The following is a 17,638-nucleotide window of genomic DNA, read 5'->3' on the forward strand; positions in this document are numbered from 1 at the left end:
GTATTTTCAAGCGTCCGCATTTTTTTAGTTCCATTGCAGTTCCCGCGCCGTGGCTGGAGTGGGAGGGCGGTCGCGATCGTGGTTTCCGGGAGTGACCGCCGGAACAGCGATCGGGCCGCCCGTTCCCCAGTCGGAATGGGAAACGGTGCAAGACGCGCGATCGTGAATTCGGACGCGTGGGTTCCACCGCTAGGATCGCGATGTCGCCATTTCTCGATGGCTGAACAGGTCCGCCTGCGGGTCACATCGCAACATCGTCCCGAATTCGTTCTACATGAGACAATGGCTCTTCGTCCGGATCGCGGCCGTCCTGCTTGCCGTTGCCGCTAGCGTGCTGACGGCAGCGCGGGCTGATTCGGACATGGATGCGCAGATCAGGGACATCGTCACGACGGAACTGGCGCCGACCGCGACCGCAGCCGATCCGGGGGGCTTGGCCGCGGCGGTCTATGCCGGCGGCCGGGTCGCCTTCTTCAACTACGGCTTCGCCGACACTGCGGCAAAGCGGCCGGTCACCTCGGACACGCTGTTCAATCTCGCCTCGCTGCGCAAGCTGTTCGAGGCGACACTGGTCGCACTCGGCACCGCGCGCGGCGAATTGCGGCTGGACGATCCCGTCGGCAAGTATCTGCCCGAGTTGCGCGGCGACTATGTCAGCCGCGTCACGGTCGGCGAGCTCGTCAACCATACATCGGGGCTGCTGCTGCCGACCGATCATCCGCCATGGCCGAACGAGGCCTTCAGCCGCGATCAGTTCATCGCGATGCTCAATGCCTGGATGCCTCCCGAAGGCGTGCAGCCGGGCAAGCAGCGCATCTACAGCCATGCCGGCTATGTCCTGCTGCAGCTGGTGCTGGAGCAGCGCTATCGCATGCCGATCGCGACGTTGATCGAGAGCCGTATCCTCAAGCCGCTCGGCATGACCTCGACCTTCGTTCCGGATCGTGGCGAGGACAATCGTGCGGCGATGGCGCCGGAGATCATGCAGCGCATGGTCCAAGGCTACTCCCATGACGGCACGGCGATCGGTTCGCCCGGCAATCAGCAGAGCTATTACGATTTTCCCGGCACCGGCCAGATGTTCTCGTCGGCGCGTGATCTCGGCATGCTGCTGCGCGCCTGTCTCGACGGCGCGGTGATCGATCCCGAATTGCGCGCGGCATTGCAGGTGACCATGCGCGAGAGTTTTCGTGTCGATGCGACGTTCGGGCAGGCGATGGCGTGGGAGCACGTACGGCGGGACGGCGTCACCGTCATCGACAAGCCCGGCGGCCTCAACAATGCTTCGGCCTATATCGGCCTGGTGCCGGCGCGCCGGTTCGGCATCGTGCTGCTCGCCAATCGCGGCGACTACCCGCACGAGATCGCGCGCTACAGGATCCTGCCGGCACTCGCGCGACTTTGATCAAAACCAAGACACTTTAGCTATGCTGCGTGCCAATCCGACGACACGGCCTGCGCAGCCGGGCAGGGGATGCATGCAAAATTCGTCATGGCGCGGAACCGTGATCGGCTATATAAACCGGTAGCTTCTTCTCCTGCTTGAAGAGGCTGATATGACTGATTTACAAAATTCTGATTTGCACGCTCCTGATTTGCATACTTGGCTTTCGCAGCAACCCCACGGCCTGCGGACCTACCGAACGCTCCAGGAAAAACTCGAGTCCTTGAGCCGGCATCAGCCCGAGCAGCGGGCGATGTGCCGGCTGCTGAGTGGTCTCGTCGGCAACTACATCGAGGCCTTTGACGAGGAGCCGCTGCCGGTCGCGGTCGCCGACCGCGCCTATGGCCGCCTGCTCGATCTCGTCGCAAGCCTCGATCTGAAGGGCAATCCCGACCGCCGCCTGGCCGACATCAACCGCATCGCGTCCTGCGATCTGTTGAACTGATCGCGCGTCATCCTCGCGCGGCGGCGAGCTCACGATAGAGCGCGGCGTAGCGGCCGGCGCGATTGTGCCAGGAGACGTCGGTGGCCATGCCGGCCTGCTGCAGCCGGCGCCACGTCACCTTGTCGTTGAACAGCAGGTTCGCTGTGCGCAAGCCATGGGCGAGCGCTTCCGAGGTCACGGGTGCGAACTTGACGCCGGTTGCAGGACTTCCTGTGGCCGCGGCTTCGTCGAAGCCGAGCACGGTGTCGGCAAGGCCGCCGACATTGGCAACGATCGGGACCGCGCCGTAGCGCAGCGCGCAGAGCTGGGTGAGGCCGCACGGCTCGAACCGCGACGGCACCGCGAGCGCATCGGAGCCTGCCTGGATCAGATGCGCCAGCGCCTCGTCATAGCCGATCACGACGGCGATCCGTCCGGGGTTGTCGCGCGCCAGCGCGGCGTAGCGATCCTGCAGATCGCGATCGCCGCTGCCGAGCAGCGCGAGCTGAATGCCTTCGCCGAGCAATGTCGGAATGTTCTCCAGCAGCAGGTCGAGGCCCTTCTGCCATGACAGCCGGCTGATGACGCCGAGCAGCATCGCATCCGGTGCCGGCTCGAGCCCGAAGCGCTGCTGCAGCGCCGCCTTGTTGGCGGCGCGCTCCGCGATTTGCCCGGCGCTGAAGCGCGCCGCGATGTCGGGATCGGTGGCCGGATTCCACACATCGATGTCGATGCCGTTGAGGATGCCGCTCAGCACGTCGGAGCGTTCGCGCAGCAGGCCGCCGAGCCCCATGCCGCCGTCGTCGCTCTGGATCTCCCGTGCATAGGTCGGCGACACCGTGGTGATGCGGTCGGCGAATTGCAGGCCGGCCTTCAACAGGCTGATGGTGCCGTAATATTCGACGCCGTGAAGCGAGTAGGCCTCGCCCGGAAGACCGAACGCAGCCAGCATGTCCGGCGAGAATTGCCCCTGATAGGCGAGGTTGTGCACTGTCATCACCGTGCCCGGCCGCGGTTGCCCACCATAATGCAGATAAGCCGGCGCGAGCCCGGCCTGCCAGTCATGCGCATGCACGATGTCGGGGACGAAGCCCTCGATCGCACCCCGGCCGATTTCGGCCGCCATCCGCGACAGCGCTGCGAAGCGGATGCCGTTGTCGGGCCAGTCGCGTCCGTCGGGACCGACATAGGGATTGCCGGGGCGCGCATAGAGATGCGGCGCGTCGAGCGCAACAAGATCGAGGCCGTCATGGGTGCCGCCGAGCACGCGGATCGGGCCGCCGTAAAATTCTCCCCGGTGCAGCAGCGTCTCCGCGGAGGCCAGCGCCTTGAGCACATCGGGATAGCCGGGCACCAGCGTCCGGGTGGCGACGCCGTGCTGTTTCAGCGCCGCCGGCAGCGCGCCGACCACGTCGGCGAGGCCGCCGGTCTTGATGATCGGGTAGACTTCCGAGGCGACCGCGAGGACGCGGATGGGCGTCATGTCGGGAGCCTGTCGATCATCGGTTGCGTGATCAGCGTGATCCCTTGCTCGGTAGTGCGGAAGCGCTTGCCGTCGAACTCGGGATCTTCGCCGACCACCAGCCCTTCCGGAATCCGCACGCCGCGATCGATCACGACGTTTCTGAGCCGCGCGCCGCGGCCGACATTCACATAGGGCATGATCACTGCGTTCTCGACATTGGCGTAGGAATTGACGTGGACGCCGGTGAACAGCAGCGACCGTCGCAGCGCCGCGCCCGAGATGATACAGGCGCCGGAGACCAGCGAGGTCACTGCCTGGCCGCGCCGTCCGTCCTCGTCGTGGACGAACTTGGCGGGCGGGGTGATCTCGGCATAGGTCCAGATCGGCCAGGCGCGGTCATAGAGATCGAGCTCCGGCACGACGTCGGTGAGATCGATGTTGGCGCCCCAATAGGCGTCGACGGTGCCGACGTCGCGCCAGTAGGAGCGGGGATCGTCGCCGGAACGGACGCAGGAATCGTTGAACTGATGCGCCACCGCGCGGCCGTGCTTGACGATATAGGGAATGATGTCCCTGCCGAAATCATGGTTGGAATTGGGATCGGCGGCATCGCGGCGCAATTCATCGAACAGGAATTGCGAGTCGAACACGTAGATGCCCATGCTGGCGAGCGACTTGTCGGGCTTGCCGGGCATCGGCGGCGGATCGGCCGGCTTCTCCAGGAACGACTGGATCAGGCCGTTGTCGTCGACATGCATGATGCCGAAGCCAGAGGATTCGGTGCGCGGCATCTCGAGGCAGCCGACGGTGACGTCGGCGCCGCTCTCGACATGCTGCTTCAGCATCACCTCGTAGTCCATCTTGTAGATATGGTCGCCGGCGAGCACCAGGATGTACTTGGTGCCGTGCGCCTCGAGGATGTCGATGTTCTGATACACGGCGTCCGCCGTGCCGAGATACCAGTTGGTCTCGGAGACGCGCTGGCTTGCGGGCAGGATGTCAAAACTCTCGTTTCGTTCCGGGCGGAAGAAGTTCCAGCCGCCTTGCAGATGTCGGATCAGGCTGTGCGCCTTGTACTGGGTCGCCACCGCGATGCGGCGGATGCCCGAGTTCACGGCGTTGGAGAGTGCGAAATCGATGATGCGGGACTTGCCGCCGAAATACACCGCCGGCTTGGCGCGCCTGTCGGTGAGCTCCTGAAGTCTGCTGCCGCGTCCGCCGGCCAGCACATAGGCGAGGGCGTGACGCGACAATGGTTCATTTCCGACTGATCTCATGGTCATCCTCCCAGAACTCCAGGCGTCGCCCCGCTACCTTCTCTTGTCCGGAAGGCCTGATCGGCGCCACGGGGCCGATTGGAACGTTAGCAAGCGCGCCCCGGTTGGGCAAAGCAGGATGGCGGATTTTCGTTCCCCGAATCCCGGCCTCCGAAGATCGGGGTTGCGGGCTGGTTAAGGCTATTGACGGCGCGCGATTTCGGCCTAGAGCAGGCCTGCGCATTTCCTGCCCAAGGCCGGCATCCCATGACCATTTCTTCCGTCACACCCCAGACCATCCGTGCAACGCTGTTGCTGCGCCGGGAGATCGCGCTGCTCGACGTCAGGCATGAGGCGGACTTCGCCACCGGCCATCCGCTGTTTGCCGCCAACATGGCGGCCGGCCGGATCGCGCTCGAAGCCGAGCTGCGCTTGCCGCGCAAGGACGTGCCGATCGTTCTCTATGACAATGGCGAGGGACTGGTCGCTGCCGCGGCCGGCCAGTTGCGGGCGCTGGGCTACAGCAACGTCGCGGCGCTTGCCGGTGGCTTGCAGGGCCGGAAGGCGGCCGGCTACGAGGTGTTCGAGGACGTCAATTCCTACGCCAAGGCCTTCGGCGAGTTGGTCGAGTCGCGCAGGCATACGCCGTCACTGAGCGCCGACGAGGTCGCCGCGCTGATATCGGACAAAGCCAACATCGCAATCCTCGACGTTCGCCGCTTCGACGAATATGCCACCATGAACATCCCGGGCTCGGTCAGCGTGCCCGGCGCCGAGCTGGTGCTGCGCGCCGGACACGCCGCGCCCGATCCCGACACCACCATCATCGTCAACTGCGCCGGCCGCACCCGCTCGATCATCGGCACGCAGTCGCTGATCAATGCCGGGCTGCCGAACAAGGTGCGGGCGCTGCGCAACGGCACGATCGGCTGGACGCTTGCGAAACACGATCTCGAGCACGGCGCCGGCAAGCGCGGCGGCGTCGGGCCATTCGAGGGCGCCGCCGACAATGCGCGCGACGTCGCCTATCGCGCCGGCGTCCGCCACATCGGCGCGGCTGAGCTTGCCGCGCTGGAAAAGGACGCACACCGCACGCTGTATCGCTTCGACGTCCGCGACGCCGAGGAATACGCCGCCGGTCATCTGGCCCGCTTCCGCCACTATGCGGGCGGCCAGCTGGTGCAGGAAATCGACATGGCCGCGCCGGTGCGCGGCGCCCGCATCGTGCTGACCGACGACAAGAGCATCCGCGCCGACATGACGGCGTCCTGGCTCGCGCAGATGGGCTGGGAGGTCTATGTGCTCGACGGCGGCTATGAGGCCCCACGCGAAGTCGGGCCGCCGCACGTTGTGCCGAGGCCGGATCCCGCGCACCGCTACCGGCGTCCCTATGAAGGCACCGGCGTCGCAGAGCAGGCGATGCAGGCCTATCTCGATTGGGAGTACGGCCTGGTCGACCAGCTGCGCCGTGACGGCACGCATGGGTTTTATGTGATCTAGCGGATGACGCGATAGCCTGCCGTCGCAAGGCCCACTGCTAAAATATCGAAAACAACCCCATGCAAAGTAGCCGGTGGCTGCCGCGTTCGACACGGCAACTTGACTCGTCGGGCAAATCAGCGGTATTCTTCCATTATTCCGAAATTGTGCAGACGCCCCTCTGCTTGCGCAGTGTCATCACCCGCGCATGCGGGTGATCCAGTATTCCAGAGACGGCAGTGCTTGAGCCGAGAGGCCGCGGCGTACTGGATCGCCCGGTCAAGCCGGGCGATGACAGCGGTGGACGAGGATATCGCCTCACATCCTCTCACGATGACGGCTTGTTTCGCGGCTAGACTGTAGACCCTCATGGTGAGGAGCCGGATCGCATCTATCGATGCGATCCGACCTAGGAGCGAGCTTCGCTCGTCTTGACCGCGCTAGCGGGAGTGGTGCACCGAGTTTGCCGTGAGACTCAGCCCGCCGCTACTTCGGCAGCGCCACCGGCGTCAGCTTGAACGGGCCGGGGTCCTTGCCCTTGTTGTCGCCGATCACATAGGACAGCTTGCCCTCGGCCACCCAGCCGACATCGCCGACCTGCGTCACCGAGACCGGCTCGGCCAGACCATCCTTGATGGTGTCGATGCTGGCCTCGCTGCCCTTCACCGTGACCTTGTCGAGCTTGCCGTTGCCCTCGATCAGCAGGAAGCCGCCGCCATGGGCGCGCAGCGCGTCGGCATGGTCGAGCGGCCGCGACGGCTTCAGCTCCGTCACGGCGCCCGCCTTGCCGTCCTTCATCTCGATCTTGAACAGCTTGGCTGGAATGAAGGTCGTAACATAGAGGTTGCCGTCGGCGCCGATCGCGATGCCGTCGAGCCCGACACCGTCCTTGGCCGGCGCGAGTTGCGGATCGGTCGCGAAGGTCGCCAGCGCCGTGCCGCCGGGCTTCAGGCTGTAGACGAACGGCGCGAAGGAATCGCTGACATAGGCGGTGCCGTCGGCGCCGACCACGATGTCGTTGCAGAACGATTTCGGGTCGCTCAGGGCAAAGCTGCCCTTCGGCGCGCCGCTCTTGAGATCGAAGGTCTTCAGCCAAGCGCCCTTGGCGTCGCTCGGCCCCGCGACGCCCATCGCGCTGATGTCGTTGGAGCAGACATAGAGCGTCCCGCTCTTCTCGTCGGCGAGCACGCCCAAGGTCGAGCGGCTGTCCGCAGCACCCGGCTTGACCAGTTGCTCGGCCTTGCCGCCCGAGATCTTGGTCACGCCGCCATGGTTGAAGCTGCCGACGTAAAGCGTCCCGTCGGAGGTCGAGGTCACGCTCTCCGGAAAACTCTTGTCGGGAACTCCGACCGGAGCGGTTTCGGCGCGGGCGATGCCGGCTGTGCCGAGCGCAAGGATGATGACTGCCGTGCTCAGAAGCGATGCGCGGCGGGTCTTGAGCAGTTCTCCCGTTGCGCGCGGATGTGCCGCGTCGCCGTTCTTCTTTATCATGATCGCGTTTCCTCAATGAACCTGGTTGGACCAGGCAGGAATTGTGAGGCGATCGTCTCCGGTCGATGGTTGTTGTCTGCAGGGTTCCCGACCGGATTGTTCACCCGCCTGCCTTGTCATCTCGATATATACGATAGTATATAGCGCAAGGAAAGCTGCAGAGAGGGAAGCAGCGAGCGCCGGAGGGCGCGTCATGGAACGGGAATTGGCGGCGTGCCACCAATGCGTGTGCTGCGCTGGCGTCATCGATGGGCTCGCCGACGATGGTGCAATCGGATTCGAACCACGGATCGGGCTGTTTGCGGATGAGTGTGCGTTCGTCTGCAACGAATGCACCGCGAGCCCTGCAACAAACTCAATGTCGTCCCTGCGAAAGCAGGGACCCATAACCACTGATGCTGATTATCTTGCGTTGCTGGAACGACGAGTCCCGGTCACAACATCCGCTGCGGAGTATGGGTCCCTGCTTTCGCAGGGACGACAGTGGTGCGGCGCTCAGTCCGGGCTGAACGCGTCGTACACCAGCTTCCGGAACGCCGGCGTGATGCGCTGGCGTTCGTTCTGGGTCTGCTCGAGCATGATGTAGATCATGTCGAGCTTCGGATCGACGCCGAAATAGGTGCCGCTGCCGCTGTCCCATTTCAATTCGCCGATCGAGCCGGGCGGCGGTGGCTTGGCAATGCCGGGATCGGTGCGCACGGCGATGCCGTAGCCGTAACCGAAACCGTCGCCGGGGAAGTACCAGTAGTCGCGGCCGACGCCGGAGCCCGGCCCGATATGGTCCGTGGTCATGGTCTTGAAGGCTAAGGGGCTAAGATAACGCTTGCCGTCGAGCTCGCCGCCATAGAGCAGCATCTGCGCAAAGCGCGCATAATCGAGAATGGTCGACACCAGGCCGCCGCCGCCGGATTCCCACTCCGGATGCGCGCGCCGGTCGTTCTCCCCCGCGATCAGGATCGTGTCCGAGGGCAGCGGCTCGGCCAGCCGCGTCCGTTCGGTTTCCGCATCGAGCACGTATCTTGTGTCGTTCATCTTCATCGGATCGAAGATGCGCTCCTTCTCGAACTGATAGAGCGTCTTGCCCGCGACGATCTCGATCACCCGGCCGAGCACATCGGTGGAATGACCGTAGCGCCACATCGTGCCGGGCTGCCGCGACAGCGGCAGCTTGGCCAGCCGCGCCACAAATTCCTTGTTGTCGAACTTGCCGTCGAACAGGTGTCCTGCGCGGTAGAGCTTCTGGATCCAGTCGGCGCCGATATATTCGTAGGTGATGCCCGAGGTGTGCCGCATCAGGTCCTCGATCGTGACCGGGCGGATCGGCGGCACCAGCTCGAGCTTGTCCAGATCGTTGCCGCCATCCGGCTCGATACCGACCTTCACGTCGGCGAAGGCCGGAATGTATTTCGACAGCGGGTCCTGCGGCGACAGCTTCCCTTCGTCGACCAGCATCATCGCGGCGGTGTTGGTGATCGGCTTGGTCATCGAATGTAGCGCGAACATCGTGTCCGGCCGCATCCGCGACCTGGTCGTGACGTCGCGATAGCCGAAGGTCTTCAGATAGACCGGCTTGCCGTGCTGCTGGATCAGGATGACTGCGCCTGGAATTTTTCCTGTCGCTACCTCGTTGTCGAAGAACGCGGTGATGCGTTCGAGCTTCTCCGGCGACGGGGCAGGGGCATCGGTGGCGCACACGGCACTCGATGTGACAAATGCAAGACACAAGATCACGGTCACTGCCTCACGAAGCGTCCGCACGGCAGTGTGGAATGCTCGATCGTATCCGCCTGACATTGAAAGCCGCCCCTGCCTGATGCCCTGGACGCCGCAGTTTTAGCGCAGGCGCCCCCGCACCATAATCATTTTCGGGCGAGTTTATTCCCTAACGATAGTTGAAATTCATACAATTTGCGTGGCGCCGACCGGCGTGCGCACGGCGTTCGACAGCACCTGCAGCGCCTGGCTCAGTTCGGCGCGATTGCGTGCGGCGCCGAGCGATACCCGCAAGCCGCGCGGCGCGGCATCACCTGCCGCAAAGGCGTCTTCGCCGACCACGGCGAGGCCGTTGCGCATCAGGTGCGACAGCAGGTCGGTGCCGTCGAAATGTTTTGGCAGCGGCATCCAGAGATGGTGGCTCGCCGGACGCGCCGCATAGGTAACGCCCTTGAGGAAGCGGGCCGCGAGCTGCTGGCGCGCCGCCGCCTCGTTGCGGATGGCGCGGATGATGTCGGCGGCGACACCGGAGCGCAGCCATTGCGTGACCAGCGCGACCATCAGCGATGGCGGCATCTGCATGGTGGCCTGCATGCCGGCGCGCATCCGCTGCTCGGCGCTCGCATCGGGCGCCAGCAGATAGGCGACGCGCAAGGCGGGCGCGATGCATTTGGCGATGCTCGCGGCGAGGTAGGTGCGTTCGGGAATCAGGGTTGCGATCGGCGCCACCTGCGGCTCGAGCGGGCCGTAGACGTCGTCCTCGATCAGGACGCAGCCGCGCTTCCTGATGATCTCGGCGATCGCCTTGCGGCGCGCCGCGCCCATCGTCGCCGTGGTCGGATTCTGCTGCGTCGGCACCAGATAGACAACCTTCGGCTTGTGCTTGCGGCAGGCCTCGTCGAGTGCGTCGGGACGGGCGCCTTCAGCGTCCATCGCAACGCCGACCAGGCGGACATCCAGCCGCGCCGCCGCGGCCTTGATGCCGGGAAACGTCAACGCCTCCGTCAGCACGACATCGCCGGGCGAGGTCAGCGCCAGCAGCGCGTTGAAGATGATCGCCTGCGACCCCGGATAGATCACGATGCGGTCGGCCGACGCCTGCGGCACGCGCGGCTGTAGCCACGCGGCACCGGCCTCGCGTTCGTCAGCGGTGCCGCCGGGACGCGTATAGCCGAGATAGGCGGAGAACCCGGCCTCGGAACGGATGGTCGCAAGTCCCTGCGCGATGCGCAGGTCGAGATTGGCCTCGACCGGCTGCGGCGGCAGGTTCATCGACAGGTCGATGTTGACGGGCGCGGGCAGGTCGGACGCCGCGCGCGCGGTGGTCTCCGAGACGAAGGTGCCCTGGCCGACGCGGGCGTCGAGCAGTCCGCGCCGCCGCGCCTCGCCATAGGCGCGCGTCACCGTGGTGAGATCGATGTCGAGCGCCGACGCCAGCGCACGGTGGGTCGGCAGCCGTTGGCCGCGCACCAGCCGGCCGCTCGCGATATCGGCGGCAAGCGCATCGACGATGCGTAGGAACATCGGGCCGTGCCATTCCGAAACCGTAGGGATCCAATCCATGCAATCCGGCGCTTTGTCTTTGATTGTATGCTCTCGAATTCATATTGTATGGATCATCAGATCAGGTCAAGGACGACGGTCATGACGGAGACGATTTCCCTTCCCAAGGCAATGTGGCGCGGCTTCACGATGAAGTGCCCGAACTGCGGGCGCGGCCATCTGTTCGGCCGCTTCCTCAAGGTGGCGGATCATTGCGAGGTCTGCGGCGAGGACTTCACCCCGCAGCGCGCGGACGATTTCCCGGCCTATCTCGTGATCGTGGTGGTCGGCCACGTCGTGGTGCCGGCGCTGCTCTGGATGGAGATGACCTACGCGCCGCCGGCCTGGCTGCAACTGGCGATCTGGCTGCCGTTCACGTTGTTCAGCGCGCTCGGACTATTGCAGCCGACCAAAGGCGCGATCGTCGGCTTGCAGTGGCAGCTCGGGATGGAGGGATTTGCGGCGACGCGGCGTGCGGCTGCGCCGGTGCGGGCGCGGACCAACGCCGGCACTGTAGGGCGGATTAGCGGAGCGTAATCCGCCGCTCCACTCGCGAGAAAGTTGGTGGGTTACGCCTTCGGCTAACCCACCCTACACAATTGCGTAGCCCGGATGAGCGAAGCGAGATCCGGGAACAGTAGCCCAGCATATCGCTTCGCTCATGCGGGCTACAGCGCTGGGTCAAATCAGGATCGTAGCCCGGATGGAGCGAAGCGAAATCCGGGGCTCGTGCCGCAGGCGATACCGTCCCGGATTTCGCTTCGCTCCATCCGGGCTACGGATCAAATCGGATGATGATGCGGCCGGAACATGCGGCCCTTTTCCGTCACCAGCACCACGGCGAGCGCGGCCAGCGTGCAGAGGAAGAAGCCGGTCGCAAACGGCAGCAACGTGCCGTCGTAGTCCTGGCCGATCGTGGTGCCGACGCCGATCCCGAGCAGGGTGGTGATGGTGCCGTAGAGCGAGGACGCAGTGCCGGCGATCTTGCCCTGCGGCTCCATCGCGAGCGCAGTGAAGTTCGCCATCATCAGCCCGAATGCGAACATCATCAGGCCGGCGAGGACCATGAACAGCGGCAGCGACAGCGTGTCGGTCTTCACGGCGAGGAACAGCGCGGCGGCGACGACGGCAAAACCGGTCAGCGCGGCGTGCGAGATCACCCGCATGCCGATGCGGCCGACGATGCGCGAATTGAGGAAGCCGGCGATCGCGACGCCGACCGCACACGCGGCGAAGGCGACCGGGAAGTAATGTCCGAGCTTGAAGACCTCGGTGAAGATCTGCTGCGAGGAGAACACGAAGGCAAACAGCGAGCCCTGCACGCCGCCGGCGGCGAGCGCGTAGCCGAGCGTCTGGCGGTTGGTGACGGTCTGACGAAACGCGGACAGCACCTCGGGGATCGCCAGCGACTTGCGCAATTCGAGCGGCAGCGTCTCCGGCATCCGCATCGCGCTCCAGACCAGCGCGATCACGCCGTAGATCATCAAGAGCACGAAGATGCCGCGCCAGTGCGTCAGCAGCATCACGGCCTGGCCGAATGACGGCGCGATCACCGGCACCGCGATGAACACCATCATCGCGAGCGACATCACGCTCGCCATGCGCCGGCCGGCATAGCAGTCGCGCACGATCGAGGTCGCGATCACGCGGGTTGCGGCGGTGCCGAGCCCTTGCAGCGCGCGCGCCAGCAGCAGCGTCTCGAACGACGGGGCCATGATCGCGAGCAGGCCGGCGATGGTGTAGACGGCCATGCCGCCGAGCAGCACCGGGCGGCGGCCGAAACGATCCGACAGCGGGCCCATCACGAACTGGCCGACGCCGAAGCCGACCAGGAAGATCGACAGCACCATCTGCGGACGGTTGGCGTCGGCGATCTGGAACGCAGATCGGATGTTCGGCAGCGCCGGCAGCATCATGTCCATCGCCAGCGGGTTGAGCGCCATGATGGAGGCGATGACGACGACGAATTCCGGAAAGCCCATCGGGCGGTGGCCTGAGGACACCCAGGCATCGGCATTGATGTCAGACACTTAAAACCTCTTGGAAGATTCCAGCATAGCGGCCTTGCTGCATTGCACAATCGGCGTTTTGGGATGGGAGACCGTCGGCGGCGGGTGAGGTAGCCGGGTCATGGAACCGGCCGCGAGGCCGTCGGCTGGTGCTATATCGTTGCTTCTGCAACTATTTTACTCGTCCTGCGCCGGAAGCTCTGCTATCCGGGTACCAGCATCCGTGCCGGGCAGGGCGCATCGCGGCCGATCATGCCCGTACGGACAAGAACGGGTTTGGGGAGGCCAAATGTCCATCGAAATCTCCGCGCGCTCGCGCGGCGCTACGCTGTCGGATGAGGAGCGCAAGGTCCTCACCGCAACGCTCGTCGGCACCACGATCGAGTGGTACGACTTCTTCGTCTACGCCCAGGCCGCGGGCCTGGTGTTCGGCGCGCTGTTCTTTGCGCCGATGAACGCGAACAATCCGCTGCTGGCGCAGATCGTCTCGTTCGCGACGCTCGGCCTCTCATTCCTGTTCCGCCCGTTAGGGGCCATCGTCTGCGGCCATCTCGGCGACCGCTTCGGCCGCAAGAACATGCTCGTCGTCACACTGCTGCTGATGGGCGCTGCGACCGCGCTGGTCGGTCTGCTGCCGACCTACGCGCAGATCGGCGCCTGGGCGCCGGCACTCCTGATTCTTCTCCGCATCCTGCAGGGCTTCTCGGCCGGCGGCGAATGGGGCGGCGCGGCGCTGATGTCGGTGGAATCGGCGCCGCGCGACAAGCGCAGCTTCTTCGGCTCGTTCCCGCAGATCGGCACGCCGCTCGGCATGATCCTGGCAACCGGCGTGTTGTGGGTGCTGACCGCGACGCTCGGCAAGCAGGCGATGATCGAATGGGGCTGGCGGATTCCGTTCCTGCTCTCGATCCTCCTGATCGTCGTCGGCATCGTGATCCGGCGCACCGTCGAGGAATCGCCGGTGTTCCTGGCGATGCAGCGGCGGCACAAGGAATCCTCCGCGCCGCTGCGGGAATTGATGCGCAATCATGCGAAGGAGATCCTGCGCACCGCGCTGATCTTCATGGCCAACAATGCGGCAGGTTACATCCTGATCGCGTTCATCATCAGCTACGGCACCAACACGCTGAAGATGCCGTCGGAGCAGCTGCTGCTGATCGGCACGCTGGCGGCAGTGAGCTGGTTCATCTTCACGCTGCTCGGCGGCATCCTCGGCGACAAGATCGGCCGCGTGCGCTGCTTCCAGATCGGCTACACCCTGATGGTGCTGTGGGCGGTGCCGATGTGGTTTTTGATCGACAGCAAGAACCTGCTGCTGTTCTTCATCAGCGCGGTCGGCCTCACCATCGCGCTCGGCCTGTCCTATGGCCCGCAAGCCGCGCTCTATGCCGAGCTGTTTCCGGCCAAGGTGCGCTATTCCGGCGTCTCGATCGGCTACGCGCTCGGCGCCATCTTCGGCGGCGCCTTCGCGCCGATGATCGCGCAATGGATCATCGGCACCTACGGCCAGTCCTGGCGCGTCGGCGTCTATATCGCGGTGCTGTCGCTGATCTCGCTGATCACGGTGTCGACCATCAAGGATCCGCAGGGCGTCGATCTGAACGTGAATGACGCAGGCGGGTAGGCACTGTAGGGCGGATTAGCCGAAGGCGTAATCCGCCACCGTTCCTCTGCCGCGGTGGATTACGCTGCGCTAATCCACCCTACGCAGCGGCGCTAACCGACGAGCATCGCCTTCAGCTTTCTGACCGCGCTGTCGGGCGTCGTCAGCACCTCGCGGTCGGTAACTTCCGCGACGCGTTCGGCCGCCGGCGCCATGCTGTACTGGGCGAGTGCGATCAGGTCGCAATCGCGCAAGTCCTTGGCTGCCTCGACCACGATGCGATCATGCTCGGCGCGGTCGCCGCGATCCAGCGCCGCCAGCGCGCCCTCGGCGAGTTTCGGCACCAACGTGACCGATGCAGGAAACTCCGGCGGCATCGACACCAGCGTCGGTGGGAAGGTCGAGAGCAGGCCGATGCGCTGTCCCTTCGCCACCGCCTGTTCGATCATCGCCTCGTTCGGCTTCAGCACCGGTATCGGCGCGTGCGCGCGCGCCACCGCCTCGATGCAGGGCCCGAACGCCGAGCAGGTGAAGAGAATGCCGTCGGCGCCGGTGCTTGCCGCGTAGCGGCCCATGGTGAGGAACCGCTCGGTCATGCGCTCGGTCAGCTTGCCGTCGCGCGCGAGGTCGGCCGAAAGGCTGTCGTCGAGCAGGTTCATCAGCCGCGCCTCCGGCCAATGGCGTGCGAATGAGGTCTCGATCGGGACGATCGAGTGCTTCAGGGCATGAATGAGGGTGATGCGCATGTTCGCTGTTTTCTTCTCCCTCTCCCCGCTCTTCGCGGGGAGAGGGTTGGGGTGAGGGGCTCTCTCCCCGTATGCGGGGCGAGGTGATCGGTTACTTGAACGGGATCGCGTACATCAAGCCACCCTTGCTCCAGGTGCCGTTGAGGCCGCGCTCGAGCTTCAAGGGGCTTGCCTTGCCGACATTGCGCTCGAAGATCTCGCCGTAATTGCCGCCGGCCTTGATCGCGGCGACCAGCCATTTGTTGTCGAGGCCGAGCCGCGAGCCGAGATCGCCGGACGCGCCGAGCAGGCGCTGGATCGCCGGGACCTGCGACTTCGTCATCTCGTCGACATTGGCCTGGGTGACGCCGAGCTCTTCGGCTTCGACGAGGCCGTAATGCAGCCAGGTGATGATGTCGCTCCAGACCTCGTCGCCGTTGCGGGTGAACGGGCCGAGCGGCTCCTTGCTGATGGTCTGCGGCAGCACGACGTAATCTTCCGCCTTTGGCGCGGCGGTCGCGACCGCGCCCGCGAGCGCCGAGGCGTCCTGGGTCATGGCATCGCAGCGGCCGCCGAAGAAGGTCTGGTACATGGTGTCGGGGCGGTCGAATACCAGCGGCTTCCAGTCGATGCCGTTGGCGCGGCCGTAATCGCCGAGCGTCACTTCATGCGTGGTACCCTGCGCGACGCAGACGGTGGCACCCTTGAGATCCTTCAGCTCCTTCACGCCGAGGTCCTTCTTCACCACAAAGCCCTGGCCGTCGTAGAAATTGACCGGACCCTGGCGCAGGCCGAGCGTGGTGCCGCGCAGATAGGTCTGTGTCGAGTTGCGGTAGAGCACGTCGATCTCGCCGGACTGCAGCGCCGTGAAGCGGTTCTGCGCGGTCAGCGCGACGTAGCGCACCTTATTGGCATCGCCGAGCACGCCGGCGGCAAGCGCACGGCAATAGTCGACATCGAGGCCCTTGAAGTTGCCCTGCGAGTCCGGCGCCGAGAAGCCGGCAAAGCCGGTCGACACGCCGCACACCAGCGTGCCGCGCTGCTTGATGGTGTCGAGCGTCGCCGCGCTTGCACCGGTGATGCTCGCGGCAAGAACGGTTGCAGTGATCAATCCCCTGTACATTTTACACCTCCTCCTAATGACCAATGTCCTTGAGCGCGCTGTCGACCGCAGCGCCGAGCCTTTCGACGATCATGTCGATGTCGCCGGAAGTTGCGATATAGGGCGGGGCGAGCAGCACATGGTCGCCGCGCTGGCCGTCGGCGGTGCCGCCCGACGGATAGCAGCCGAGTCCGCCGGCAAACGCTGTGGACTTGATCCGCTGATGCAGCTTCAGCTTGGGATCGAATGGCTGCCGCGTGCCGCGGTCGGCGACCAGCTCGATCCCCCAGAACAGGCCGCGTCCCCGGATGTCGCCGACATGGCGATGATTGCCGAAGCGTTCGGTAAGCCGCTGCTCGAGCTGGCGGCCGCGCGCCTTGACCTGGTCGAGCAGCTTCTCCTCGCTGATCACCTTCTGCACCTCGAGCGCGGCGGCGCAGGCGAGCGGATGCGCGAGATAAGTATGGCCGTGCTGGAACGCGCCGGAGCCGTTGCGCACGGTGTCGACGATGGTGCTGCTGGCAAGCATCGCGCCGATCGGTTGATAGCCGCCGCCGAGGCCCTTGGCGACGGCCTGGATGTCCGGCGAGATGCCTTCTTGCTCCCACGCATGCAGCGTGCCGGTGCGGCCCATGCCGCACATCACCTCGTCGAGGATTAAGAGCGCGCCGTGACGGTTGCAGATCTCGCGCACCGCCTTGAAGTAACCGTCCGGCGCCGGCACGCAGCCGGCGGTGGCGCCGACCACGGGCTCGGCGATGAAGGCGGCAACGTTCGCGGGGCCGAGCCGCTGGAATTCCGCCTCGAGCTCGGAGGCGAGCCGCGCCACAAACGCGGCCTCCGATTCATCGTCGCGCTTCTCGTGATAGGCAAAAGCGGGGGTGACATGGCTGAACGCGGGTGACAGCAGCGGCGCATACGGCTCGCGGCGCCAGGCATTGCCGCCGGCCGACAGCGCGCCGAGCGTGTTGCCGTGATAGCTCTGGCGGCGCGCGATGAAGCGCGCACGCTTCGGCTCGCCGCGCTCGATGAAATATTGCCGCGCCAGCTTGATCGAGGCCTCGATCGCCTCCGACCCGCCGCTGACGAAGTAGACATAGCCGAGACCGCCGGGCTCGTGGCCGACCAGCCGCTCGGCGAGTTCTTCCGCGGGCTCCGACGAGAAGAAGCCGGTATGCGCATAAGCAAGCTTGGACGCCTGCTTTGCGATCGCGGCGAGAATCCGCGGATGCTGATGCCCGAGGCAGGACACCGCGGCGCCGCCGGAGGAATCCAGAATGCGGTGGCCGTCCTCCGCGATCAGCCAGACACCGTCGCCGCCGACCGCTTTCGGCGGGGTTTCGCGCAGGCTGCGATGCATCACGCGGCTCTTGTTGGCGGCCATG

At 65.3% G+C, this 17,638-nt stretch carries 14 protein-coding genes; 5 read left to right on the top strand and 9 right to left on the bottom strand.

Features of this window, described 5'->3' with window-relative positions; translation table 11 throughout:
* Positions 1 to 274 precede the first annotated feature (274 nt).
* Together JQ573_RS04340 and JQ573_RS04345 are read left to right on the top strand one after the other, a co-directional pair.
* Positions 275 to 1,405, top strand: a complete 1,131-nt coding sequence (locus tag JQ573_RS04340; protein WP_212311559.1) for a serine hydrolase — start codon at positions 275 to 277, stop codon at positions 1,403 to 1,405.
* Positions 1,406 to 1,556: 151 nt separating this feature from the next.
* Complete coding sequence (locus JQ573_RS04345; protein ID WP_212311558.1) at positions 1,557 to 1,889, top strand: hypothetical protein; 333 nt, start codon at positions 1,557 to 1,559, stop codon at positions 1,887 to 1,889.
* 7 nt (positions 1,890 to 1,896) lie between these two features.
* Here the strand turns inward: JQ573_RS04345 and glgA are convergent, their stop codons facing one another.
* Both glgA and glgC read right to left on the bottom strand, forming a co-directional pair.
* A complete protein-coding gene (gene glgA, locus JQ573_RS04350; protein WP_212311557.1) occupies positions 1,897 to 3,351 on the bottom strand; it encodes a glycogen synthase GlgA in 1,455 nt (484 codons plus the stop codon).
* On the bottom strand, positions 3,348 to 4,610 hold the full coding sequence (gene glgC, locus JQ573_RS04355; RefSeq protein WP_212311556.1) for a glucose-1-phosphate adenylyltransferase: 1,263 nt from the start codon (positions 4,608 to 4,610) through the stop codon (positions 3,348 to 3,350). The genes glgA and glgC overlap by 4 nt, the downstream gene beginning before the upstream one ends.
* A 246-nt stretch (positions 4,611 to 4,856) precedes the next feature.
* Here glgC and JQ573_RS04360 point away from each other — a divergent pair, with 246 nt between their 5' ends.
* Positions 4,857 to 6,089, top strand: a complete 1,233-nt coding sequence (locus JQ573_RS04360; protein ID WP_212311555.1) for a rhodanese-like domain-containing protein — start codon at positions 4,857 to 4,859, stop codon at positions 6,087 to 6,089.
* Positions 6,090 to 6,554: 465 nt separating this feature from the next.
* On the opposite strand, the gene JQ573_RS04365 is transcribed toward JQ573_RS04360, so the two are convergent.
* The 3 genes from JQ573_RS04365 to JQ573_RS04375 all read right to left on the bottom strand — a co-directional run bounded on the left by JQ573_RS04365 (position 6,555) and on the right by JQ573_RS04375 (position 10,835).
* Positions 6,555 to 7,559, bottom strand: a complete 1,005-nt coding sequence (locus tag JQ573_RS04365) for a hypothetical protein (RefSeq protein WP_212311554.1) — start codon at positions 7,557 to 7,559, stop codon at positions 6,555 to 6,557.
* 495 nt (positions 7,560 to 8,054) lie between these two features.
* Positions 8,055 to 9,353, bottom strand: coding sequence for a serine hydrolase (locus JQ573_RS04370; RefSeq protein ID WP_249131209.1), 1,299 nt, complete (start codon positions 9,351 to 9,353; stop codon positions 8,055 to 8,057).
* A gap of 105 nt (positions 9,354 to 9,458) precedes the next feature.
* Positions 9,459 to 10,835 (bottom strand): PLP-dependent aminotransferase family protein, encoded by a 1,377-nt coding sequence (locus tag JQ573_RS04375; protein WP_212311552.1) that lies wholly within the window; start codon positions 10,833 to 10,835, stop codon positions 9,459 to 9,461.
* An 81-nt stretch (positions 10,836 to 10,916) separates the two neighbouring features.
* On the opposite strand from JQ573_RS04375, the gene JQ573_RS04380 reads away from it, so the two are divergent.
* Positions 10,917 to 11,351, top strand: coding sequence for a DUF983 domain-containing protein (locus JQ573_RS04380; RefSeq protein ID WP_249131210.1), 435 nt, complete (start codon positions 10,917 to 10,919; stop codon positions 11,349 to 11,351).
* Positions 11,352 to 11,596: 245 nt separating this feature from the next.
* Here JQ573_RS04380 and JQ573_RS04385 read toward each other — a convergent pair whose 3' ends face one another.
* Positions 11,597 to 12,796 (bottom strand): multidrug effflux MFS transporter, encoded by a 1,200-nt coding sequence (locus JQ573_RS04385; protein WP_249131323.1) that lies wholly within the window; start codon positions 12,794 to 12,796, stop codon positions 11,597 to 11,599.
* 316 nt (positions 12,797 to 13,112) lie between these two features.
* Here JQ573_RS04385 and JQ573_RS04390 point away from each other — a divergent pair, with 316 nt between their 5' ends.
* Entirely contained in the window at positions 13,113 to 14,447 is a 1,335-nt protein-coding gene (locus JQ573_RS04390; RefSeq protein WP_212311549.1) for an MFS transporter, read from the top strand.
* Positions 14,448 to 14,539: 92 nt separating this feature from the next.
* Here JQ573_RS04390 and JQ573_RS04395 read toward each other — a convergent pair whose 3' ends face one another.
* The 3 genes from JQ573_RS04395 to JQ573_RS04405 all read right to left on the bottom strand — a co-directional run bounded on the left by JQ573_RS04395 (position 14,540) and on the right by JQ573_RS04405 (position 17,637).
* Positions 14,540 to 15,172: an aspartate/glutamate racemase family protein gene (locus JQ573_RS04395; RefSeq protein WP_212311548.1), complete on the bottom strand. Its 633-nt coding sequence runs from the start codon at positions 15,170 to 15,172 to the stop codon at positions 14,540 to 14,542.
* Between the two features lie 91 nt (positions 15,173 to 15,263).
* Complete coding sequence (locus JQ573_RS04400) at positions 15,264 to 16,274, bottom strand: amino acid ABC transporter substrate-binding protein (protein ID WP_212311547.1); 1,011 nt, start codon at positions 16,272 to 16,274, stop codon at positions 15,264 to 15,266.
* A 13-nt stretch (positions 16,275 to 16,287) separates the two neighbouring features.
* Entirely contained in the window at positions 16,288 to 17,637 is a 1,350-nt protein-coding gene (locus JQ573_RS04405) for an aspartate aminotransferase family protein (RefSeq protein WP_212311546.1), read from the bottom strand.
* Position 17,638 lies beyond the last annotated feature (1 nt).

Origin of the sequence: Bradyrhizobium sp. AUGA SZCCT0105, from assembly GCF_018129565.1 — a bacterium.
GTDB lineage: Bacteria > Pseudomonadota > Alphaproteobacteria > Rhizobiales > Xanthobacteraceae > Bradyrhizobium.

Coding starts and splice junctions, on each gene's coding strand:
- JQ573_RS04340 (WP_212311559.1), top strand. CDS start 275: ATGAGACAATGGCTCTTCGTCCGGATCGCGGCCGTCCTGCTTGCCGTT.
- JQ573_RS04345 (WP_212311558.1), top strand. CDS start 1,557: ATGACTGATTTACAAAATTCTGATTTGCACGCTCCTGATTTGCATACT.
- glgA (WP_212311557.1), bottom strand. CDS start 3,351: ATGACGCCCATCCGCGTCCTCGCGGTCGCCTCGGAAGTCTACCCGATC.
- glgC (WP_212311556.1), bottom strand. CDS start 4,610: ATGAGATCAGTCGGAAATGAACCATTGTCGCGTCACGCCCTCGCCTAT.
- JQ573_RS04360 (WP_212311555.1), top strand. CDS start 4,857: ATGACCATTTCTTCCGTCACACCCCAGACCATCCGTGCAACGCTGTTG.
- JQ573_RS04365 (WP_212311554.1), bottom strand. CDS start 7,559: ATGATAAAGAAGAACGGCGACGCGGCACATCCGCGCGCAACGGGAGAA.
- JQ573_RS04370 (WP_249131209.1), bottom strand. CDS start 9,353: ATGTCAGGCGGATACGATCGAGCATTCCACACTGCCGTGCGGACGCTT.
- JQ573_RS04375 (WP_212311552.1), bottom strand. CDS start 10,835: ATGGATTGGATCCCTACGGTTTCGGAATGGCACGGCCCGATGTTCCTA.
- JQ573_RS04380 (WP_249131210.1), top strand. CDS start 10,917: ATGACGGAGACGATTTCCCTTCCCAAGGCAATGTGGCGCGGCTTCACG.
- JQ573_RS04385 (WP_249131323.1), bottom strand. CDS start 12,796: ATGGGCTTTCCGGAATTCGTCGTCGTCATCGCCTCCATCATGGCGCTC.
- JQ573_RS04390 (WP_212311549.1), top strand. CDS start 13,113: ATGTCCATCGAAATCTCCGCGCGCTCGCGCGGCGCTACGCTGTCGGAT.
- JQ573_RS04395 (WP_212311548.1), bottom strand. CDS start 15,172: ATGCGCATCACCCTCATTCATGCCCTGAAGCACTCGATCGTCCCGATC.
- JQ573_RS04400 (WP_212311547.1), bottom strand. CDS start 16,274: ATGTACAGGGGATTGATCACTGCAACCGTTCTTGCCGCGAGCATCACC.
- JQ573_RS04405 (WP_212311546.1), bottom strand. CDS start 17,637: ATGGCCGCCAACAAGAGCCGCGTGATGCATCGCAGCCTGCGCGAAACC.